Source organism: Kitasatospora sp. NPDC042419, assembly GCF_056437345.1.
On record NZ_JBWKAW010000005.1, the window covers coordinates 32,522 to 54,079 of the forward strand.

At 72.7% G+C, this 21,558-nt stretch carries 16 protein-coding genes; 8 read left to right on the top strand and 8 right to left on the bottom strand.

What is annotated here, in order from left to right; all coding sequences use genetic code 11:
* Nucleotides 1–26: 26 nt before the first annotated feature.
* Nucleotides 27–1,868: a phosphoenolpyruvate carboxykinase (GTP) gene (locus AC067J_RS12335; protein ID WP_478298264.1), complete on the top strand. Its 1,842-nt coding sequence runs from the start codon at nucleotides 27–29 to the stop codon at nucleotides 1,866–1,868.
* Between the two features lie 174 nt (nucleotides 1,869–2,042).
* On the opposite strand, the gene AC067J_RS12340 is transcribed toward AC067J_RS12335, so the two are convergent.
* Together AC067J_RS12340 and AC067J_RS12345 are read right to left on the bottom strand one after the other, a co-directional pair.
* On the bottom strand, nucleotides 2,043–3,257 hold the full coding sequence (locus AC067J_RS12340; protein WP_478298266.1) for a pyridoxal phosphate-dependent aminotransferase: 1,215 nt from the start codon (nucleotides 3,255–3,257) through the stop codon (nucleotides 2,043–2,045).
* 111 nt (nucleotides 3,258–3,368) lie between these two features.
* Nucleotides 3,369–4,127 carry a hypothetical protein gene (locus AC067J_RS12345; protein ID WP_478298268.1) on the bottom strand — a complete coding sequence of 253 codons (759 nt, stop codon included), beginning with the start codon at nucleotides 4,125–4,127 and terminating at the stop codon, nucleotides 3,369–3,371.
* A gap of 143 nt (nucleotides 4,128–4,270) precedes the next feature.
* Between AC067J_RS12345 and AC067J_RS12350 the strand changes: the two genes are divergently transcribed.
* Complete coding sequence (locus tag AC067J_RS12350) at nucleotides 4,271–4,987, top strand: prepilin peptidase (protein WP_478298270.1); 717 nt, start codon at nucleotides 4,271–4,273, stop codon at nucleotides 4,985–4,987.
* 165 nt (nucleotides 4,988–5,152) lie between these two features.
* Here the strand turns inward: AC067J_RS12350 and AC067J_RS12355 are convergent, their stop codons facing one another.
* Nucleotides 5,153–6,778, bottom strand: coding sequence for a chitinase (locus AC067J_RS12355; RefSeq protein ID WP_478298272.1), 1,626 nt, complete (start codon nucleotides 6,776–6,778; stop codon nucleotides 5,153–5,155).
* Between the two features lie 407 nt (nucleotides 6,779–7,185).
* Here AC067J_RS12355 and AC067J_RS12360 point away from each other — a divergent pair, with 407 nt between their 5' ends.
* The 4 genes from AC067J_RS12360 to AC067J_RS12375 all read left to right on the top strand — a co-directional run bounded on the left by AC067J_RS12360 (nucleotide 7,186) and on the right by AC067J_RS12375 (nucleotide 12,767).
* Nucleotides 7,186–7,980 (top strand): isoprenyl transferase, encoded by a 795-nt coding sequence (locus AC067J_RS12360; protein WP_478298274.1) that lies wholly within the window; start codon nucleotides 7,186–7,188, stop codon nucleotides 7,978–7,980.
* Between the two features lie 323 nt (nucleotides 7,981–8,303).
* Entirely contained in the window at nucleotides 8,304–9,638 is a 1,335-nt protein-coding gene (locus tag AC067J_RS12365; protein ID WP_478298276.1) for a PhoH family protein, read from the top strand.
* A gap of 488 nt (nucleotides 9,639–10,126) precedes the next feature.
* Entirely contained in the window at nucleotides 10,127–10,900 is a 774-nt protein-coding gene (locus AC067J_RS12370; RefSeq protein ID WP_478298278.1) for an aggregation-promoting factor C-terminal-like domain-containing protein, read from the top strand.
* A gap of 436 nt (nucleotides 10,901–11,336) precedes the next feature.
* On the top strand, nucleotides 11,337–12,767 hold the full coding sequence (locus AC067J_RS12375) for an AI-2E family transporter (protein WP_478298280.1): 1,431 nt from the start codon (nucleotides 11,337–11,339) through the stop codon (nucleotides 12,765–12,767).
* 82 nt (nucleotides 12,768–12,849) lie between these two features.
* Here the strand turns inward: AC067J_RS12375 and AC067J_RS12380 are convergent, their stop codons facing one another.
* Nucleotides 12,850–13,392 (bottom strand): alkyl hydroperoxide reductase, encoded by a 543-nt coding sequence (locus AC067J_RS12380; protein WP_478298282.1) that lies wholly within the window; start codon nucleotides 13,390–13,392, stop codon nucleotides 12,850–12,852.
* A gap of 3 nt (nucleotides 13,393–13,395) precedes the next feature.
* Complete coding sequence (locus tag AC067J_RS12385; RefSeq protein WP_478298284.1) at nucleotides 13,396–13,947, bottom strand: peroxiredoxin; 552 nt, start codon at nucleotides 13,945–13,947, stop codon at nucleotides 13,396–13,398.
* Nucleotides 13,948–14,139: 192 nt separating this feature from the next.
* Here AC067J_RS12385 and AC067J_RS12390 point away from each other — a divergent pair, with 192 nt between their 5' ends.
* A complete protein-coding gene (locus AC067J_RS12390; protein ID WP_478298286.1) occupies nucleotides 14,140–15,090 on the top strand; it encodes a LysR substrate-binding domain-containing protein in 951 nt (316 codons plus the stop codon).
* A 61-nt stretch (nucleotides 15,091–15,151) separates the two neighbouring features.
* Here the strand turns inward: AC067J_RS12390 and AC067J_RS12395 are convergent, their stop codons facing one another.
* Complete coding sequence (locus AC067J_RS12395) at nucleotides 15,152–15,778, bottom strand: TetR/AcrR family transcriptional regulator (RefSeq protein ID WP_478298287.1); 627 nt, start codon at nucleotides 15,776–15,778, stop codon at nucleotides 15,152–15,154.
* Between the two features lie 157 nt (nucleotides 15,779–15,935).
* On the opposite strand from AC067J_RS12395, the gene AC067J_RS12400 reads away from it, so the two are divergent.
* Nucleotides 15,936–18,203: an MMPL family transporter gene (locus AC067J_RS12400; RefSeq protein ID WP_478298289.1), complete on the top strand. Its 2,268-nt coding sequence runs from the start codon at nucleotides 15,936–15,938 to the stop codon at nucleotides 18,201–18,203.
* A 123-nt stretch (nucleotides 18,204–18,326) separates the two neighbouring features.
* Here the strand turns inward: AC067J_RS12400 and AC067J_RS12405 are convergent, their stop codons facing one another.
* Nucleotides 18,327–20,183, bottom strand: coding sequence for a SpoIIE family protein phosphatase (locus AC067J_RS12405; protein WP_478298291.1), 1,857 nt, complete (start codon nucleotides 20,181–20,183; stop codon nucleotides 18,327–18,329).
* Between the two features lie 191 nt (nucleotides 20,184–20,374).
* Entirely contained in the window at nucleotides 20,375–21,142 is a 768-nt protein-coding gene (locus AC067J_RS12410; protein WP_478298293.1) for a class I SAM-dependent methyltransferase, read from the bottom strand.
* Nucleotides 21,143–21,558: the final 416 nt, after the last annotated feature.

A 21,558-nucleotide genomic window follows, 5' to 3' on the forward strand; every position in this document is an offset into this window, starting at 1 on the left:
CCGGGATGGCGTGAAACGGAGCGATCGTGTCGAACGAGAACTCGGCTGCTCTCAGCGCCGCGCCCACCCGCCACCAGCGTCTGCTGGCCTGGGTGAGCGAGATCGCGGAGATCACCCAGCCGGACCGCGTCGAATGGTGCGACGGGTCGGACGAGGAGTACCAGCGCCTCGCGGACCTGCTGGTCGCCCAGGGCACCTTCAGGAAGCTCAACGAGGAGAAGCGCCCCAACTCCTACTACGCCGCCTCGGACCCCACGGACGTGGCGCGCGTGGAGGACCGCACCTACATCTGTTCCGAGCAGGAGAAGGACGCGGGCCCGACCAACAACTGGAAGGCCCCCGCCGAGATGCGGGAGATCTTCCAGGGCACGGACGGCCTGTTCCGCGGCTCGATGAAGGGCCGCACGATGTACGTCGTGCCCTTCTCGATGGGCCCGGTCGGCTCCCCGCTCGCCGCGTACGGCGTCGAGATCACCGACTCCGCCTACGTCGCGGTCTCGATGCGCGTGATGACCCGCATGGGCCGGGCCGTGCTGGACCAGCTCGGCGAGGACGGCGACTTCGTCAAGGCCGTGCACACCGTCGGGGCCCCGCTGGCCGAGGGACAGGCGGACGTCCCGTGGCCGTGCAGCAGCACCAAGTTCATCTCGCACTTCCCGGAGAGCCGGGAGATCTGGTCCTTCGGCTCCGGCTACGGCGGCAACGCCCTGCTCGGCAAGAAGTGCTACGCGCTGCGCATCGCCTCGACCATGGCCCGCGACGAGGGCTGGCTGGCCGAGCACATGCTCATCCTGAAGCTCACCCCGCCGGCCGGCCCGACGGGCGAGTCCGAGGTCAAGTACGTCGCGGCCGCCTTCCCGTCGGCCTGCGGCAAGACCAACCTCGCCATGCTCCAGCCCACCATCCCGGGCTGGAAGGTCGAGACGATCGGCGACGACATCGCCTGGATGCGCTTCGGCGCCGACGGCCGCCTGTACGCCATCAACCCCGAGGCGGGCTTCTTCGGCGTCGCGCCCGGCACCGGTGTCGACACCAACGCCAACGCGATCGACACGCTGTGGGGCAACACCGTCTTCACCAACGTCGCGCTGACCGACGACGGTGACGTCTGGTGGGAGGGCCTGACCGACGAGGCGCCGGCCCACCTCACCGACTGGCGCGGCAACGACTGGACGCCGGAGTCCGGCACCCCGGCCGCCCACCCGAACGCCCGCTTCGCGGTCCCGGCCGCGCAGTGCCCGACCATCGCCCCCGAGTGGGAGGACCCGGCGGGTGTGCCGATCTCGGCCATCCTGTTCGGCGGCCGCCGCGCCACCGCCGTCCCGCTGGTGACGGAGTCCTTCGGCTGGCAGCACGGCGTCTTCCTGGGCGCCAACATCGCCTCCGAGAAGACCGCCGCCGCCGAGGGCACCGTCGGCGAGCTGCGCCGCGACCCGTTCGCGATGCTGCCCTTCTGCGGCTACAACATGGGCGACTACTTCGCCCACTGGCTGAAGGTCGGCGCCCAGGCGGACGCCGCGAAGCTGCCGAAGATCTACTACGTGAACTGGTTCCGCAAGAACGGCGAGGGCAAGTTCGTCTGGCCCGGCTACGGCGAGAACAGCCGCGTGCTCAAGTGGATCGTCGAGCGCCTGGAGGGCACCGGCGACGGCGTCGAGACGGCGATCGGCGTGCTGCCGACCGTCGAGTCCTTCGACCTCGCCGGCCTGGAGCTGTCGAAGGAGGACCTCGACCTGCTCTTCACCGTCGACGCCGACATCTGGCGCCAGGAGGCCGCGCTCGTCCCGGCCCACCTGGAGCTGTTCGGCGACCACACCCCCACCGAGCTGTGGGATGAGTACCGAGACCTGGTCGCCCGCCTCGGCTGAGCCTGAGCCTCAGCGCGGCGAGTAGTGGTGGGTGCGTGGCACGAATCGCGCACCGACCGAGCGACCGGACGGCCGGAGCCCCGCCGGACGATCTTTCCCCGACCAAGGAGATCGTCCGGACCGGGACTCCGGCCGTAGCACTTTTCCCCCGGAGGCCCCTCCGGGCGGGCCCCGTCAGGGCTGCGCGTAGCCGCTCAGGAAGCTGCCGATCCGGGTGACCGCGTCGGTGATCTCCTCCGGGCGCGGCAGGGTGACCAGCCGGAAGTGGTCCGGCTCGGGCCAGTTGAAGCCGGTGCCCTGGACCAGCAGGATCCGTTCGGCGCGCAGCAGGTCGAGCACCATCTGGGCGTCGTCCTTGATCTTGAAGACCTTCGGGTCCAGCCGGGGGAAGGCGTAGAGCGCCCCCTTCGGCTTGACGCAGCTGACCCCGGGGATCTCGTTGAGCAGCCGGTACGCGGCGTCCCGGGACTCCAGCAGCCGGCCGCCGGGCAGCACCAGGTCCTTGATCGACTGCCGGCCGCCGAGCGCCGCGGCCACCGCGTGCTGGGCCGGCATGTTGGCGCAGAGCCGCATCGAGGCGAGCACGGTCAGGCCCTCGACGTAGCTGCGGGCGCGGTGCCGGTCCCCGGAGAGCACCATCCAGCCGGAGCGGAAGCCCGCCACCCGGTAGGACTTGGACATGCCGTTGAAGGTGACGCAGAACAGGTCGGGGGCCAGCGTGGCCAGCGGGACGTGCTCGGCGTCGTCGTAGAGGATCTTGTCGTAGATCTCGTCCGCGTAGATCACCAGCTGGTGGCGGCGGGCGATCTCCGCGAGCCCCTCCAGCACCTCGCGCGGGTAGACCGCGCCGGTCGGGTTGTTGGGGTTGATCACGACCAGCGCCCTGGTCCGGTCGGTGACCTTGGACTCGATGTCGGCGAGGTCCGGGTACCACTCGGACTGCTCGTCGCAGCGGTAGTGGACGGCGGTGCCGCCGGCCAACGAGACGGAGGCCGTCCAGAGCGGGTAGTCCGGGGCGGGGACGAGCACCTCGTCGCCGTCGTCCAGCAGCGCGGTCATGGCGAGCTGGATCAGTTCGGAGACGCCGTTGCCGAGGAAGACGTCCTCGACGCCGAGGCCGTGCAGGCCGCGCTCCTCGTAGTGCATCACCACGGCGCGGCGGGCCGAGAGCAGCCCCTTGGAGTCGCCGTAGCCGTGCGCGGACGAGAGGTTGCGCAGGATGTCCTGGAGGATCTCCGGGGGCGCGTCGAAGCCGAACAGCGCGGGGTTGCCGGTGTTGAGCTTGAGGATGCGGTGGCCCTGCTCCTCCAGCCGCATCGCCTCGTCGAGCACCGGGCCGCGGATGTCGTAGCAGACGTTGGCGAGCTTGCTGGACTGGATGACCTGCATGCCTGCCTACTTTAGGGGCAGAACCGGGCGGTCCGGCGCGTGTCGTGGGACACCCGCCGGACCGCCCGGACGCTACTGCTCCGCTACTCCTTCGATCGGGAGGCGGAGACCTCAGCTCGCCTTCCAGATCAGTGGCTGGGTGTCCAGAACGCTGCCGAAGGCGAGGAACTGCGGCGGTGTGTCATTGGGCACGAGATAGACGGCACACTGCTGCTGGCTCTGGCCGTCGGCCAGCGTGCCGGGCTTCTTGCCGGCGTCGCAGGCCGGGATGGACTTCATGACGGTCGGGGCGGCCAGGATGCCGGAGGCCTTGGCGTCGGTGTGCACCTTGAAGCGCATCATGAAGTACTCGTCGGTCAGCGGGGCGCCCGTCCTGTTGGTGAACGAGACGGTCACGTAGTACGGCGTCCTGCCGGCCAGGTCGGCGGGCTTGAAGTTGAACGGCGCGACCTCGGCGGCGGTGCCCTTGACCACCGACACCGGGGTCACGTCGGCCTTGGTCTTGCCGAGGTAACTGCCGGTGGCGGTCAGCGGCAGCGGGCTGTCGAAGCCGTTCTTGCCACCGCCGCTCGCCCCGCCGATCGGGTTGCCGCTGGTGGCGGCCGAGGGGACGGGGTTGGCGGTCGCGGTGCCGCCGGTGCCGCCGGCACCGCCCGCCGCGCCGCCGGTGGGGGCCGCCGCGGTCGGGGCTCCCGTCGGAGCGGCCGTCGGGGCTCCCGCCGGGGCGGTCGTGGGGGCGCCCGCCGCGGTGCCGGCGGCGGTCGGGGCGGCGACGGCCGGGTCGTCGTTCTCCGGCCCGCAGGCCGTCAGCGCCAGCGCCAGGGCCGCGATCGGGACGGCCGCGCGCAGGGTGGTCCGATGCTTCGTCAAGGTGTGTCTCCCCCGTGGATGATGTGGTCGGTGCGGCGCCCGGGACGACGGGGCACCGCCAGAGTCGGACGCGGACGGCGTCCGGGCGGTTCCGGACCGGGGCGCCGGATCGTACCGTCGCCGGGGAGAGAGGAGGGGACACCGTGATCGCGAGCTTGATCGGGGCGGTGCTGGCCGGGGTGCTGGCGGCACCCGCGGTGCGCGGCCTGGTGGTCCGGTACGCGGTGCCCGAGGGCGAGCCGTGGTGCACCGCCTGCCCGTCCTGCGCGCGGGAGCTGCGCGGACTGCCGCCGACCGGGCGCTGTCCGGGCTGCCGGACCAGGCTGGGGCCGGGCGCCTGGCAGGTGGAGGCGGTCACCGCCGCCGCGGCCGCCGGTGCGCTGGCGGCCGGCCACCCGGCCGACGCGCTGCTGCTGCTCTGGGCGGCCGGCGTCGGGGTGGTGCTCGGCTTCACCGACGCCCGGGTGCACCGGCTGCCGTACCCGCTGAGCCTGACGCTGGCGGCGGGCCTGGCGGTGCTGCTGACGGTGCTGGAGCTGGCGGACGGCCGCCCGGGCGTGCTCCTGCGCTGCCTGCTGGTGGCACTGGCGGCCGGCGCGCTGTTCGAACTGCCCTTCTGGCTGGGGCTGATGGGCCCCGGGGACAGCGTGCTGGCGCTCGGTCTCGGGGCGCTGCTCGGGCGGTACGGCTGGTCCGCGGCGCTGACCGGGTTGTTCGCCGTCGTGCTGCTCGCCGGGCTCTGGTCGGTCGGGGTGCTGGTGGCGGCCCTGGTGCGCCGCCGCCCGGTGCGGGGCCTGGAGGTCCCGATGGGCCCGTTCCTGCTGCTCGGCACGCTGCTGGCGGTGCTGGCCCAGCCGTAGCGTCGGGCGCGTGAGGCGGGCCGGGCCGGGGCGGGAGGGGCCGGAACCGGGACGGGCCGTGCGGTCGGCCGGAAACGGCGGACGGGCCCGCCGTACCGGTCAGGTACGGCGGGCCCGGCGCCGGCGCGCGGGCTCCACCCTCAAGGAGCGGCGCGCCGTGGGGGATTACGGCATCTGGTGGACGAACGGGCCGACCGCGTTGGAGAACGCGTTGCCGTTCACGGAGTCCCAGTTGGTGGACCAGGTCATCGCGCCGCGGATGGTCGGCCACTTGGCCGGCGGGACGAAGCTGCCGCAGTTCTTGCCGGTGGCCAGGCAGTCCAGCGCGTTGTTCACGACGCTCGGCGAGACGTAGCCGCCGCCCGCCGCCTTGGAGGAGGCGGGGACGCCGATGCCGACCTGGTCGGGCCGCAGGCCGCCCTGGATGTGGGTGCAGACCTGGGCGGTGATGAAGTCGATGGTGCCCTGGTTGTAGACCTTGCCGTCGCAGCCGTTCATGCCGCCCGAGTTGTAGAACTGGGTGTTGACGACGGTCAGGATGTCCTTGGTGTTCAGCGCCAGCTGGAAGTAGGAACCGGCGGTGGAGTACATCCCGATGGTCTCCGGGGCCATGGTCAGGATGAAGCTCGGACCGATCTTGGCCTGCAGCGCGTGCAGCGCGTTGCCCAGGTGGGTCGGGTTGAGCCCGTTCTCCAGGTCGACGTCGAGGCCGTCGAAGCCGTAGTCCTTGATCACCGCGTAGGCGGTCTCGACGAAGGCGCTCGCGGCGGCCGCGTCGTTGACGTGGATGGCGCCGTTCTGGCCGCCGATGGAGATGATGACCTTCTTGCCGGCGGCCTGCTTGGCCTTCACGTCGGCGCGGAACTGGGCGTCGGTGTAGCCGCCGAGGCCGGCGGAGAGCTCGGCGTCCAGCTTGAAGGTGATGGCGCCGGGGCGGTTGGCGACGGAGTCGGCGAAGGACACCGCGATGATGTCGTACGCGCTCTGGACGTCGCTCAGCTTCTGGAGGTTGTTGCCCTTGTTGTCGAAGTTGTGCCAGTAGCCGGTGACGACGTGCTTCGGCAGGCCGGTGTTGGGGTTGCCGGTGCTGGTCGCGGTGGGGGTCGGGGTGGCCGTCTGGGTGGGGGTGGCCGTCGGCGTCGCGGTGGGGGTCGGCGTCGCGGTGGCCGTGGGGGAGGCCGTCGTGGTCGGCGTGGCCGTGGCGGTCGGCGTGGGGGTGACGGTCGGGGTGGCGGTCGGGGTCGGGGTGGTGGTGCCGCCCGGGCCGCTCAGCACGACGTCGTCGGCGAGGTAGGCGCTCTGGCCGTACCAGCCGTGCAGGTAGAGGGTGAGGCTGGTGGCGTTGGCGCCGGTGGTGAAGGTGCTGGAGAGCTGGTTCCAGCTGTTCTGGTTGGACCAGGAGCTCGGGTCGGTGCCGCCGGTGCCGCGTGCGCCGAGGTAGACGTACGGGCCCTGGACCCACGCGCTGAGGGTGTAGCTGGTGTTGGGCAGCACGCTGACGGTCTGGGTGCACTCGGCGGTGTCCGCGGCGCCCGGGGTGGCCTGCAGCGCGCCGGTGCCGGAGTGGACCGGGGTGGAGACGACGCCGGCGGCGCCGGTACAGGTCCAGCCGCTCAGCGAGCCGGAGTCGAAACCGCCGTTGGCGACGAGGTTCCCGGCGGCCGCGTTGGCACCCCCGGCGAAGAGGGCGAGACCGGTGCCGGCCAGCGCGAGGGCGGTGGCTCCGGCGGCGAGGGCCGGGAGGGGGCTGCGCCGACGCTTGTGCGCGGGCTGGTTCAGCGTACGGGCCATGGAGGTGCGCTCCTGTGGGGGAGGAGCGGCCGCCGCGGTGGGGGGCGCGGCGGCCGCGTGTGGGGGAGGGGAGGTCCGCAGTACTGCCTTGAGTGGGGGCGGTCCGGGTGTTCGTTCCGCCTTGGGTCAAAAGCTGGACTAGACCATTGGCGGTCGTCAAGCATTGAACCGTCGGCTTACGGATTCCTTAAGGAATCGGAGACCGTTCCGTATCCGGGGCCCCGGCGGACACCGGGGGTTCGCGCGGGCGCCTTCCGGCCATCCGCGCCACACCCGTCGCAACCGACTCCCCACCGGACCGTGACCCTCCTGCGACCTGCGGCTTTCCCTGGCGGCACGGCGCCGGAGTAGGCTGCGCCGGGGGCTGTGAAGCACCCGGTGAAGTGAGCACGGAGGGGCCGAAAACCATGGGTCTGCGCGATGTCGTCGAACGCACGCCGGGTCTGCGCACCCTGCTGGACGGGATGTACGGCCTGTACGGCCGCCGGGTCGAGGTGCACCTCGCCCGCACCCCGCACCACATCGGCGTGATCCTCGACGGCAACCGCCGCTGGGCCAAGGCGACCGGCGGCTCCACCGCCTACGGCCACCAGCGCGGCGCCGACAAGATCAGCGAGTTCCTCGGCTGGTGCGACGAGACCCACGTCAAGGTCGTCACCCTGTGGATGCTCTCCACCGACAACCTCTCCCGCCCGGTCGGCGAACTGGTCCCGCTGCTCGGGATCATCGAGGACGCCGTCACCAACCTGGCCGCCGCCCGCCGCTGGCGGGTCAACCCGGTCGGCGCGCTGGACCTGCTGCCCCTGCACACCGCCGACGTCCTCAAGAAGGCCGCCGAGGAGACCGCCGGGATCGACGGGATCACCGTCAACGTGGCCGTCGGCTACGGCGGCCGGCACGAGATCGCCGACGCCGTCCGCTCGCTGCTCCAGGAGCACGCCGGCCGCGGCACCTCGATCGAGGAACTGGCCGAGATCCTCGACGTCGAGCACATCGCCGAGCACCTCTACACCAGGGGCCAGCCCGACCCGGACCTCGTCATCCGCACCTCGGGCGAGCAGCGGCTCTCGGGCTTCCTGCTCTGGCAGAGCGCGCACAGCGAGTTCTACTTCTGCGAGGCGTACTGGCCGGCGTTCCGGAAGGTCGACTTCCTGCGGGCGCTGCGCGCGTACGAGGAGCGGCACCGGCGGATGGGGCTCTGACCCGGCTCCTGCCCGGTTCGCGTCGGCTCGTGCCGGGCCCTGTTCGTGCCCGGCCCTGTTCGTGCCCGCCCCGGTCCCGGCCCGTGCCCGGCTCCGGCCCTAGGTCTCCGGGCCGGGGCGGCGGGCGACCGCCGTAGGAGTTTGATCTACCCGGCGGCGGGGCGAGGCCAAACGTTCACCGGCAATGATCCGTCAGTTCGCCGGGGACGCGAATGCACCGCCCCCCGCCTGGGAATACTCCGAGCAGACCGGCCCCGAGGCCACCGGGGCAGCGGGGGCCGGCTTGCCGCGGATGACGCAGGGTCATCCGCCCTGGAGGCCTAGTGGTCAGTTCCAAGAGCCGCCGGACACCAGACCGGCGCACGTACGTTCTCGACACCAGCGTGCTCCTGGCGGACCCTCTCGCCATGACCCGCTTCGAGGAGCACGAGGTCGTCCTCCCGGTGGTCGTGGTCACCGAGCTGGAAGCCAAGCGGCACCACCCGGAGCTGGGCTACTTCGCCCGCCAGGCGCTGCGGCTGCTCGACGACTACCGCATCCGCTTCGGCCGTCTCGACGAGCCGATCCCGGTCGGGGAGCTCGGCGGCACCATCCGGGTCGAGCTCAACCACTCCGACCTGTCGATACTGCCGGCCGGCTACCGGGTCGGGGGCGGCGAGGCGGACACCCGGATCCTGGCGGTGGCCCGCAACCTGCAGGCCGAGGGGTACGACGTCACCGTCGTCTCCAAGGACCTCCCGCTGCGGATCAAGGCGAGCTCGGTGGGCCTGCTCGCCGAGGAGTACCGGGCCGAGCTGGCGATCACCTCCGGCTGGACCGGCATGTCCGAGCTGCACGTCCCGGCCGACGACGTGGACGCGCTGTTCTCGGCCGGCCACGACGCCGCGGTGCACATCGAGGGGGCCGTCGACCTGCCGGTGCACACCGGACTGGTGCTCACCTCGGAGCGCGGCCGCGCGCTCGGCCGGGTCACCGGCGACGGCCGGGTCCGGCTGGTGCGCGGGGAGCGCGAGGCGTTCGGGCTGCGCGGGCGCAGCGCCGAGCAGCGCGTCGCGCTGGACCTGCTGCTGGACCCGGAGGTCGGCATCGTCTCGATGGGCGGCCGGGCCGGTACCGGCAAGTCCGCGCTGGCGCTGTGCGCCGGCCTGGAGGCCGTGCTGGAGCGGCAGCAGCACCGCAAGGTGATGGTCTTCCGGCCGCTCTACGCGGTCGGCGGCCAGGAGCTCGGCTACCTGCCGGGCAGCGAGACGGAGAAGATGAGCCCCTGGGCCCAGGCCGTCTTCGACACCCTCTCGGCGGTCACCACCCCGGACGTCATCGAGGAGGTCATCTCCCGGGGCATGCTGGAGGTCCTGCCGCTGACCCACATCCGGGGGCGTTCCCTGCACGACGCCTTCGTGATCGTGGACGAGGCGCAGTCGCTGGAGCGCAACGTCCTGCTGACGGTGCTGTCCCGGATCGGCCAGGGCTCGCGGGTGGTGCTCACCCACGACGTGGCGCAGCGGGACAACCTGCGGGTCGGCCGGTACGACGGGGTGGTGGCGGTGGTGGAGAAGCTGAAGGGCCATCCGCTCTTCGCCCACATCACGCTGACCCGGTCGGAGCGTTCGCCGATCGCGGCGCTGGTGACGGAGATGCTGGAGGACGTCCACCCCTGACCGGGGCGATCCCCGGTAGGCCTGGCCGGTCGGTGGCCCCCGACCGGGGCGATCCGGTCATAGCAGGACAAAAGGGTCAATTCCCGGGACGGGGCCCGCTTCTGACGGAGCGGGCCCCGTCCCTTTCATCACATCGAGTGCTTTCTGTCCGGCGAACTCCGGCACGGTGAATGTGACATCCGCCACGCAACAGGGAATTGCGTCGACAGTGCCCCTTGCGGCATGGTGAGGGTTCTGTCAGGCCCCGCGTACGGCATGGCAGGGCTTCCGGACACCCGGAAGTCCGGCCCGGACGGTCCACCAACTCCGGTCGGTAGACGCACAATTGAACACCGCGAGCCGTACGCCGCCCGATCTCAACGCCCGATCGCCTCACGGTGACCGGACGCCGGGTCAGTACCTCCCGTGACCAGCACCTACGGAGGGCAGCGCCAAGGGGCATGTTGCGCCCGTACGGTCACGCGTGGGCGATGCTGGAAGGAATCCATGTGACTCGGATCTCGGTCCGGGGAGTTGCTGTCGCCTCCGCCACCGCCGTCACCGCCGTAGGTGCCGTCGTGGGCATGGCGTCGGGCAGCGAGGGCAAGACGACGCAGACGGTCGACGTCGCCGGCGCGACCCTTCTTGCCGAAGTCCCCTCTGGCGCCCAGGCGCAGACCATCAGCGACAACATCGGCACGCAGGCATCCGCCCAGCAGGCCGCAGCCGACGCCGCCGCCAAGGCCGCCGCCGAGCAGAAGGCCGCCGAGGAGGCCGCGCGCCAGCAGGCCGCCGCGGACGCCCAGGCGAAGGCCGACGCCCAGGCCAAGGCCGAGGCTCAGGCCAAGGAGGCGCAGGCCAAGGCCGACGCGGAGAAGGCAGCCAAGGCCGCCGAGGAGAAGCGGAAGGCCGACGAGGCCGCCGCCAACCGCTCCAAGGCGCGTTCGGCGATGGCCGCCACCGACACCGCGGCTCCGCCCGTCTCGGTCAGCCCCGGCTCCGTCCAGGAGCTCGCCCAGCAGATCGTCGGCAACGACGCCCAGTTCCAGTGCTTCAGCCAGATCGTGAAGCGCGAGTCCGGCTGGAACTACACCGCCACCAACAAGAGCTCCGGCGCGTACGGCCTGGTCCAGGCGCTGCCCGGCTCGAAGATGGCCTCGGCGGGCGCCGACTGGCGCACCAACCCGGCCACCCAGATCAAGTGGGGCCTCAGCTACATGAACAGCCGCTACGGCAGCCCCTGCGGCGCCTGGTCGTTCTGGCAGTCGCACCACTGGTACTAGGCCCACCGGCTTCACCACGGCCCCCGGCCGCGCTGCTCGCGCGACCGGGGGCCGTGCTGCTTCCCGCTGCGGGCGGGCCGCGCCGCCCGGGCTGCGCTGACCAGTGCGCCCACGGGCGGTGCGGTCCTGGGTGCGGACGCGGGGCGCGGAGAGGGGTCCTGGTAGCCCTCCGCACCGGCCGGTCCGCCGACAGTTGGCTCCTGTCCCGCCCGACTCCTCCCCCCTGCCCGACGCCTGAAACCACCCGGATGGTGCGGGTTCGCCCCGGAATCGTCCACCCGGCGCGGGGCCGTTCTCCGCAGTCGGGTACGAAGAACCCGGCCGCCCGGCGGACTCGACGCCCCCCGGACGGGTAGCGTCATCCCTGACGGCCGTGGCGGGACCCACGGCGTCCCGCCGGACACGGCGGGTCCGGCGGGGAGAAGTGGTAACGAGCATGGCGCGGGGCGGAAAGGCCTTCAAGGCCGTGGCCAAGGGCATGGCCGTGGTGGCGAGTGCGGCCGCCGTGATCGAGCGGCGCCGGCGGGCCGCGATGGCGGCCGACTTCCACGAACCCCCGCTCCCGGCCGCGCCGGTGCCGGACTCCGCCGCACTGCCCGCCGTGCTGCCCGCACCGCGCGAGGAGACGGCGCCCGCCACCACCGCACCGGTGGCCGCCGCGGTCGCCGCACCGGTCCCCGCCTCCGCCGTCCCGGCCCCGCCGGTCGCACCGGGAGCGGCCCACGGCCACTTCGGACGGCCCGCCACCCCCGCCGAGGCCGTGCCGTGGAGCCTGCGGGTGGCCGCCGAGTCCACCTGGCGGCTGCTGCTGCTCGGCGCCGCGCTGTACGTCGTCTTCTACATCGTCGACATGCTGCGGCTGGTCGCCTTCGCGGTGCTCGCCTCGCTGCTGATCTCCGCGCTGCTGGAGCCCACCGTCTCGTGGCTGCGCCGGCACGGCGTCCCGCGCTCACTGGCCGCCGGCGGGGTGTTCATGAGCGGCCTGGCCGGAATCGGCCTGGTCGGCTGGTTCGTGGTCTGGCAGGTGACCACCAACCTGGAGACCGTCACCAGCAAGGTGAAGGCCGGTGTCGACCAGCTCAGGGACTGGCTGATCACCGGGCCGCTGCACCTGACCGAGCAGCAGATCACCGACTTCGCCAACCAGATCACCAAGGCGATCAGCACCAACACCGAGCAGATCACCTCGGCCAGCCTGACCGGCGCGCAGATCGCCGTCGAAGTGCTGACCGCCGTGCTGCTGGCGTTCTTCACGACCTTCTTCTTCCTCTACGACGGCGAGCGGATCTGGAACTGGGCGCTGCGCGGCCTGCCCCGGCACTCGCGCTACGCGATGGCCGGCGCCGGGCCGAAGGCCTGGGCGACGCTCACCGCCTACGTCCGCGGCACCGTCTGCGTGGCCTTCATCGACGCGGTCTGCATCGGCATCGGCATCCAGCTGCTCGGGGTGCCGATGGCACTGCCGCTCGCGGTGATCATCTTCCTGGGCGCCTTCGTCCCGCTGGTGGGCGCGCTGGTCACCGGGACCGTCGCGGTCCTGATCGCGCTGGTCACCACGACGCCGTGGACCGCGCTGATGGTGCTGGTGGTGCTGGTCGCCGTCCAGCAGTTGGAGGGGCACATCCTCCAGCCGCTCATCCTCGGCCGGGCGGTCCGCGTCCACCCGCTCGGCGTGGTCCTCGGGGTGGCCGCCGGCTCCATCATCGGCGGCATCGGCGGCGCGATCGTCGCCGTCCCGCTGATCGCGGTCACCAACACCGTGGTGACCCACCTGCGCCGCCGCAACGAGGCGGGCCAGGCGGTCTTCACCGCCCTGGAGGCCGCCCGCGAAGCCGCCACCCGCACCCCGGCCCCACCGACACCCTGACCACCCCGCCCCCGGCACACGAACGGGCCCCCGGCCGGACGTGACGTCCGGCCGGGGGCCCGTTCGGGGTGGTGCTGGGGGGTCAGGCGTCGACGGTCGCGAGGGCGGCCTCGGAGTCGAGGACGCCGGCGACGGCCTGGAGGACGGAGGCGATCTTCATCGAGGCCTGGATGACCTCGCGGTCGACGCCGGCCTTGCGCAGGACGCCCTCGTGGGAGTCGAGGCACTGGCCGCAGCCGTTGATCGCGGAGACCGCGAAGCACCAGAGCTCGAAGTCGACCTTCTCGACGCCCGGGGTGCCGATGATGTTCATCCGCAGACCGGCCCGCATGCTGCTGTACTCCTTGTCGGAGAGCAGGTGCAGCGTCCGGTAGTAGACGTTGTTCATCCCCATGATCGCGGCCGCACCCTTGGCGGCGTTGTACGCCTCCGGGGAGAGGTTGGCCTTGGCCTCGGGCTCCAGCGCGCGCAGGACGGCGCCGCTGCGGGTGGCCATCGCGCAGGAGAGCACGGTGCCCCAGAGCTGCTGGGCGGGGAGGTCGGAGTTGCCGATCACCGAGCCCAGGTTGAGCTTGAGGTCCTTGGCGTAGTCCGGGAGTGCGGACTTCAGGTCGTCGAGGGCCATGGGTCAGCCCGCCAGCAGGGCCTGGGCGTCGAGGGTGTCCTCGCCCTTGTTCCAGTTGCACGGGCACAGCTCGTCGGTCTGCAGGGCGTCCAGCACCCGCAGGACCTCCTTGGGGTTACGGCCGACGGAGCCGGCGGTCACCATGACGAACTGGATCTCGTTGTTCGGGTCCACGATGAAGACGGCGCGCTGTGCGGTGCCGTCCGCGGCCTCGACGCCGCAGGCGCGCATCAGGTCGTGCTTGATGTCGGCCAGCATCGGGAAGGGCAGGTCGCGGAGGTCCTTGTGGTCCTTGCGCCAGGCGTGGTGCACGAACTCGGAGTCGCCGGAGACGCCGAGGATCTGGGCGTCGCGGTCGGCGAACTCGTCGTTCAGCTTGCCGAACGCGGCGATCTCGGTCGGGCAGACGAAGGTGAAGTCCATCGGCCAGAAGAAGACGATCTTCCACTTGCCCTCGTAGGACTTGTGGTTGATCTCGGCGAAGGCGTTCGCGGCGTCCAGGTCGACGCAGGCGTTGAGTTCGAACTCGGGGAACTTGTCACCGATCGTGAGCACGTTCGCTTCTCCTGAAGTGAGACTGAGGGGGGTTTGTCCGGTTTGCGGAACGGTCTCCACCATTCCACATCGTGGACTGATCAGGGAAATAGCTACACTCGATGTGTCTGATCGGAGAGAGTTATCAATACCCCCAAGCACCCCTCCCGCCCCACTGGGCGCAGGGTCCCCGCCCGCAAACCCGAGGGCGCTGTGGCGAGTGCCACAGTCCGCAGCCCCCGCGCACCCACGGTCGCCCAGCTCAGGGCCTTCGTCGCGGTGGCGGAGCACCGGCACTTCCGGGAGGCCGCGGCGGCCACCGGGACGAGCCAGCCGGCACTCTCCGGCGCGGTCGCGGCACTGGAGGAGTCGCTGGGCGCGCAGCTGGTCGAGCGTACGACGCGGAAGGTGATTATCACCCCATTGGGGGAGCGCGTGCTCGAACACTCACGCCGAGTGCTCGCCTCCCTGCAGGCCCTGACCGAGGAGGTGGAGGCCGCCCGCCGCCCGTTCACCGGCCCGCTGCACCTGGGCGTCATCCCGACCGTCGCGCCGTACCTGCTCCCGCTGGTGCTGCGGCTGGTCCGCGACCGCTACCCGGAGCTGGAGCTGCACGTCCACGAGGAGCGGACGCCCTCGCTGCTGGAGGGGCTGGCCGCGGGGCGGCTGGACGTGCTGCTGCTGGCGCTGCCGGCCGGCGGGACCGCGCCCACCCGGGACGTCCCGCTGTTCGACGAGGACTTCGTCCTGGTCACGCCGGCCGACCACGAGCTGGCCGGCCGGGTCGACGTGCCGCGCGACGTGCTGCTCGACCTGGACGTGCTCCTGCTGGAGGAGGGGCACTGCCTGCGTGACCAGGCCCTCGACATCTGCCGCGAGGTCGGTGCCGACCCGGCCGGTGCCACCACCCGGGCCGCCGGTCTCTCCACCCTGGTCCAGCTGGTCGCCGGCGGCCTCGGGGTGACCCTGCTGCCCGCCACCGCGCTGGACGTCGAGGCGGGCCGCACCGACCGGCTGGCCGCCGTCCGCTTCGCGGCCCCGGCGCCGGGGCGCCGGATCGGGCTCGCCACCCGGCCGGGGTCGGCGCGCAGTGCCGAGTACGACCGGTTCGCGGCCTCGCTGCGCGAGGTGCTGGCCGAGCTGCCGGTCCGGCTGGTGGCCTGAGGCCGGTCGCCGGCCGGGCCCCGCACCCCGCGCGGGGTCCGGGGTGGGGGCGGGCTGTCCGTCAGGGGAGGCGGGCCGGCTCCCCCAGGCAGAGTCCGATGGTGGTGGCGATCAGCAGGTCGAGCGTGTGCAGTGCCACGGCGTCGGGCCGTTCGCCGGCCCGGCGCAGCACCATGTAGCGGTCGGTGAGGCCGTTGAAGCCGACCAGGAAGAGGACCGCGATCTCGTCGGCGGGGACCGCCAGGGTCTGGCCGTGCGCGTCGGCGAGCGCGGTGAGCAGTTCGGCGGCGGTGCTCTCGATCTCGTACTGGACCGCCCGCATGATCTCCTGCAGGTCGGGGTCGCGCAGCGACAGTGCCGTGAACTCGGTGATCAGCGCGCACCGCCCGCCCTCGGTGACGGCGCTCTCCCAGAGCGCGTAGACCATCGTCCGGACCTGCTCGCCGAAGGACCCGTCGCCCGGTGAGGCGGCGCGGACCTGGTTGATGAACTCGGCGGTCAGCTCTTCGACGACGGCCCGGTAGAGGTCCTTCTTGGTGCCGAAGGTGTAGTGCACCGTCGCCTGTGCCACGCCCAGCTCGGCCGCGATCGCCCGGGTGCTGCCGGCGGCGATTCCCTCGCGGGCCATCAGGTCGATGGCGGCCTGGATCAGTTGGGGGCGTCTCTCGGAGGCGGGGACATGTGCCATTGGGCCAGGGTATCGCCATGTTCACACAACCAGATCAATCGAATGCGTCAAACGTTCGCGTCGGCCGACTTTGTCACGCGACAAACTTGCGCGTACGGTGGTCCGAGACCTGTTCAGGCACCCGCCTGCCTCGACCGACCCGATCGAAGGTGCACGCATGGCCACGTACCTGTACCGCCTGGGCCGCCTCTGCTTCCGCCGAAGGCGGACCGTGCTCGCCGTCTGGCTCGCGCTGCTGATCGCCGTCGGCGGCGCCGCGGGGGCGTTCGCCGGCAAGACCAGCGACGAGTTCAAGGTCCCCGGGACCGAGGCCCAGGCCACCCTGGACCGGATCAAGGACACCTTCCCCGAGCAGGGGCACGGCTCCGCCCAGGTGGTCTTCGCCACCGACGGCGCCGGCGGCATCACGGCCCCGGACACCGCCCGGGCCGTCGGCGAGGCGGTCGCCCGGATCGCCGCCGTCCCCGGGGTCTCGGCCGTGCCCGACCCGTACGCGACCGGCGCGCTCTCCCCGGACGGCAAGGTCGCGCTGGGCCTGGTCTCCTTCGACCGCGAGCTCGGCGACATCACCGACCAGCAGCGCGACGAGGTCAAGGCCGCCGCCGAACCGGCCCGCGCGGCCGGGCTGACCGTGGCCTTCGGCGGCGACGCGTACAACGAGATGGCACAGGTCGACGGCGGGGAGGCGGTCGGCCTCGCGGTGGCCGGAGTGGTCCTGGTGATCACCCTGGGCTCGCTGGTCGCCGCCGGACTGCCGCTGGTCACCGCCCTGGTCGGGGTCGGCGTCGCACTCGCCGGGCTGCTGACACTGGCCGGCTCGTTCGAGATCATCTCCACCGCGCCGGTGCTGGCGCTGATGGTCGGCCTCGCGGTCGGCATCGACTACGCGCTGTTCATCGTCTCCAGGCACCGCCGCCACCTCGCCGAAGGGCTGGAACCGGACGAGGCCGCCGCCCGCGCCAACGCGACCGCCGGCAGCGCGGTGGTCTTCGCCGGCCTGACCGTCGTCGTCGCGCTGGCCGGGCTGGCCGTCGCCGGCGTGCCCTTCCTCACCGTCATGGGCCTGGCGGCCTCCGGCGCCGTGGTGGTCGCGGTGCTGGTCGCGATCACCCTGCTGCCCGCGCTGCTCGGCTTCACCGGGCGGGCCATCGACCGGCTGCCGGTCTGGCGGCGCGCGCTCAAGGCCCCCGGCCGGACCACGCTCGGCGAGCGGTGGGGGGAACTGGTGGTCCGCCGCCCGCTGGTCGTCCTGCTCGCCGGCCTGACCGCGCTGGTCGCCCTCGCGGTGCCCGCCGCGAGCCTCACCCTCGGCCTGCCCGGCGGCGGTTCACAGGCCAAGGGCACCGACGCCAGGACCGCCTACGACCTGATCGACCGCAGCTTCGGCCCCGGGTTCAACGCACCGCTGGTGGTCGTCGTCGACACCGAGGGGGCCGCCCGGCCGGACCAGGCCGTCCAGGGCGTCGCCGAGAAGCTGTCCGGCATCGACGGCGTGCAGACGCTGCTGCCGCCGGCCGTCGACGGGACGAGCGGCACCGCGCTGCTCACCGTCATCCCGAAGACCGGCCCGGACCACGCCGACACCCGGGAGCTGGTCACCGACATCCGCGAGCAGCGCGACGGGCTGAAGGCCTCCACCGGCGCCCGGATCGACGTCACCGGCACCACGGCCGCCAACATCGACGTCTCCGCCAAGCTGTCCGACGCGCTGCCGCCGTTCGTCGCGGTGATCGCGGGCATCGCGATGGTGCTGCTGGCGCTGGCCTTCCGCTCCGTCCTGGTGCCGCTCAAGGCGGTGCTCGGCTTCCTGCTCTCCATCACCGCCTCGCTCGGCGCCGTCGTGGCCGTCTACCAGTGGGGCTGGCTGGACGGTGTGATCGACGTGCCGAAGGTCGGCCCGGTGGTGAGCTTCGTGCCGATCCTGCTGATCGGGGTGCTGTTCGGGCTCGCGATGGACTACGAGCTGTTCCTGGTCTCCGGGATGAAGGAGCACCACGTGCACGGCATGGCACCGCGGGAGGCGGTGGTGGCCGGGGTGAAGAACGGGGCCCGGGTGGTCACCGCGGCCGCGCTGATCATGATCGCGGTCTTCGGCTCCTTCGTCTTCGGCCACGACCCGATCGTCCAGCCGATCGGCTTCGCGCTCGCCGTGGGCGTGCTGGTGGACGCCTTCGTCGTGCGGATGGCGCTGGTGCCGGCCGCGATGGCGCTGTTCGGCAAGGCCGCCTGGTGGTTCCCGAAGAGCCTGGAGAAGGTGGTGCCGCGGGTGGACATGGAGGGCGAGCAGCTGCTGGCCCGGTTGGAGAAGCCCGCGGCCGGCGACGGCACCGGGGCCCCCGCCGCGGACCGTACGGGCGGTCGGGCGGACGACTCGGCCGACGGATCCGCCACCGGCGGCGCGGACCGGGTGCCCGAGCAGGTCTGACCGACCCCGGCCCCGTCCGCACCCGGACGGGGCCGGGCGGGGCAGAGCGGCTCCCGGCAGGCCTGCCGGGAGCCGCTCTGCGGCACAACAACGCCGTCCCGCCGCGTCCGGCGGCCGGCCGCGCTACGGCAGCCGCTGCTCGAACCAGACCACCTTGCCCGTGCCCAGCCGGGTGGCGCCCCACCGCTCCGCGCACCGGGCCACTATCTGCAGCCCCCGCCCGCGCTCGTCCTCCGGCCCGGTCCGGCGCGGACGCGGCAGCAGCGGGCTGTCGTCCCCGACCTCGCAGCGCAGCCGGCTGGTGCGGACCAGGCTCAGCGTGACCGGGCGGGTCGCGTGCTGGACGGCGTTGGTGACCAGCTCGCTGACCATCAGCTCGGTCGCCTCGGTGAGTGCCTCCAGCCCCCAGCGGCGCAGCGTGTGGGCGACCAGCCGGCGCGCCCGCCCCGGCGTCTCGTTGCGCGGCTGGAGGTACCAGTGCGCGACGTCCCCGGCCGGGATGCCGTCGAAGCAGGCGGCCAGCAGGGCGATGTCGTCGCCGCGGTCGCCCGGCGGCAGGATGCGCAGCGCCTCCTGGCAGAGGTTCTCGGGCGAGTGCCGGTGGGCGTTGGCGAGGCGGGCGCGGAGCAGTTCCAGGCCGTCGCTGAGCGGCCGGCTGCGGGTCTCCACCAGGCCGTCGGTGAACAGCAGCAGGGCCGAGCCGGGCGGTGCGGGCAGTTCGACGGAGGAGAAGTCGACGCCGCCGACGCCGATCGGCGCACCCGACTCCAGGTCGAGGAGTTCGGCCGTCCCGTCCGGCTGGACGAGCACCGGTGGCACGTGTCCGGCGTTGGCGAGCACCACCCGGTTGGCGATCGGGTCGTACACCGCGTAGACGCAGGTGGCCAGGTGCTGTTCGCGGCCGAGCCGCTGGGCCTGTTCGTCCAGGTGGTAGAGCACCTCGTGCGGTGGCAGGTCGAGCGCGGCGAGGGTCTGGGCGCTGGTGCGGAGCTGACCCATGATGGCGGCCGAGGTGAGGGAGTGGCCCATCACGTCGCCGACGATCAGTGCCACCCGGTTGCCGGGCAGCGGCACGGCGTCGTACCAGTCGCCGCCGACCTGGGCGCCGCGCTCGCCGGGCAGGTAGCGCTGGGCGAGCCGGACGCCGTGCGGCTGGGGGAGGCGCAACGGCAGCATGCTGCGCTGGAGTTCGTTGGCTATCTCCCACTCGCGGGCGTACCGGAGCGCGGTGTCGACGGCGAGTCCGGCCTGGGTGGCGAGGTGGGCGGCGGTCGCGGTGTCGGCGGCGTCGAAGGAGGGCCGGCCGGTGCGTTCGGGCGGCCGGCGGATCAGCACCAGGAGTCCGAGGACGGTCTTGCGTCCGCGCAGCGGCAGGGCGAGGACCGAGCTCCCGGGGCCGAGCCGGGAGAGGCCGCGGGCGCCGTACAGCTCGCGCAGCAGCTCGGTGGTGCGCGAGCTGCCGGTGTCGTCGGCCGCGCCGAGGACGACCGGTTCGGCCGGGCGGCGGCTGAGCAGGATGTGCGCGAGCGCCCCGCCGCGGGTGACCGGGGTGGGCGGCCCGGTGTCCGCGGTGGAGCGGGCGCCGTACCGGCTGCCGTAGTGCGAGCCGTACCGGGAGTCGCGCCGGTCGTCGCCGGCCGGGCGGCCGCGGCGGCCCAGCCTGGTGCCGTGGCTGTGGTGGATCCGCAGCTGCTCCGGGAACCCGGGTTCGCGTTCGACGTTGGGCAGCGGGTCGCGCAGGTGGACGACGGCGGCGTCGGCGAGGGTCGGGACCAGGACGCGGCAGATGTTGCGCAGGGTCGCGGCCAGGTCGAGCGCGCTGTTGATCCGCCGGGTCGCGGAGTCGAGGTAGGCGAGGCGCTCGGCGACCGGGTCGTGGCCGTCCGGTTCGGTCTCCGGTCCCGGCTGGGCCGGCGGCGGCCGGCGCTGGCTGGGCAGGGCAGGCGGCTGTCCGGCCTCGGGTTTGAGCTGGTCGCGCACGGGTGCCTGTCCTGGGATCGGTATTGGTCTGTGGGTCTGTCTGCGGTGCGACGTTTCGGGGGGTGCCCCGCGTCCTGGGCTGCGGGTCCTGGGCTGAGGGTCGTGGGCTGCGGGTCGTGGGTTCCTGGTTCCGGGTTCCCCGGTCTTCGCGCCTCCCCCCGTCGTCCGCGGCCGGTCCGGCCGTCCGGTCGTCAGCCGACCCGCCGGCAGCAGAGGAACAGCTGCTCCTCCGGCGGCAGCGAGGTGCTGGCGGGTGCGTACGGATGCCCGACCTGCTCCTCGACGGCGAAGCCGGCCGCGACCAGGACCCGTTCCAGATCCTCCCGCAGGTACCCGCTGATCCGCAGCTCGCGCCCGAGGAACGGCAGGGGAACGTGGTCCAGATCGGCCTCGACCATACCGAGTGCGAGCAGTCCACCGGGCCGCAGCAGGGTGCGCAGCCGGGCCAGCACGGTGGGGATCTCGTCCTGGGGGAGGAGGATCAGGGAGAAGAAGGCGGTGACGGCGGCGAAGGTGCCGTGCCCGCGCGGACCGAGTTCGGGCACGTTCCAGGCCCGGTCGGCGCGGTCGGTGGCCAGGTCGTACATGTCGATGCGGTGGAAGACCGGCGGGTGCGGCCCAGGGAAGGCGGACTCCCGGGCCAGTGTCAGCATGACGTCCGAGAGGTCCATCCCGGTGACCCGCATGCCGGCCGCGCTCAGCTGCCGGACGGTCGGCTCGCCGCTGCCGCAGCCGACGTCCAGTACGGCGGCACCCGGTTCGAGCCCGGCCAGCAGTCGCGAGCCGCAGGCCAGTTGTCCGTCCTTCGCGGGGAACGCGTCGCCGTAGCCGGAGCCGATGGTGTCGAAGGCGACGGCCTGCAGGGCGCGTTCGGCGCGACGGCGCAGGACGTCGGGCCCGCCGTCACCGCCCGCGTCCCCGTCGACGGGGAACGGATCGGATATCTGTCCGGTCGTCACGATTGAGAGGCACCTTTCCACCCGGGCCTCCGGACGGCTGGACGAGGCGCGAGGCCGGGCTGCCGTCCTCCCGGCGCCCGCGCTGCCCCGCCGGCCTGCTGCCGGTGGCGGTACGTCACGCTCCCCGCGTCACACTGTCACACTGACTGCACTCTGACACTTTGCACAGACTCTTTGCACAGGGACACTCTGCACTGTGGGAGCGCCGCCGCGCTGCCTTTTCCCGATGGTCCACCGGAGAAGTGCACTCGTGTGTGTACTGGCATCCGAGAATATGCGTGATCACTCCGCCGTGGGGTCCGTTTCCGGCCAACTCGTGGTGGTTGGCCGGAGCTGCACCCCTGCCCCGGAAGCGCGGGGCGCGGGCCGGGGTGGTGCGGTTCCGCCCCCGCGCCGGGCGGAACGGCCCTGCCGGG

Excerpts from the sequence above, each read along its gene's own strand:
- AC067J_RS12375 (WP_478298280.1), top strand. The coding sequence starts at position 11,337 with ATGGCGCGGGGCGGAAAGGCCTTCAAGGCCGTGGCCAAGGGCATGGCC.
- AC067J_RS12380 (WP_478298282.1), bottom strand. The coding sequence starts at position 13,392 with ATGGCCCTCGACGACCTGAAGTCCGCACTCCCGGACTACGCCAAGGAC.
- AC067J_RS12340 (WP_478298266.1), bottom strand. The coding sequence starts at position 3,257 with ATGCAGGTCATCCAGTCCAGCAAGCTCGCCAACGTCTGCTACGACATC.
- AC067J_RS12355 (WP_478298272.1), bottom strand. The coding sequence starts at position 6,778 with ATGGCCCGTACGCTGAACCAGCCCGCGCACAAGCGTCGGCGCAGCCCC.
- AC067J_RS12395 (WP_478298287.1), bottom strand. The coding sequence starts at position 15,778 with ATGGCACATGTCCCCGCCTCCGAGAGACGCCCCCAACTGATCCAGGCC.
- AC067J_RS12360 (WP_478298274.1), top strand. The coding sequence starts at position 7,186 with ATGGGTCTGCGCGATGTCGTCGAACGCACGCCGGGTCTGCGCACCCTG.
- AC067J_RS12400 (WP_478298289.1), top strand. The coding sequence starts at position 15,936 with ATGGCCACGTACCTGTACCGCCTGGGCCGCCTCTGCTTCCGCCGAAGG.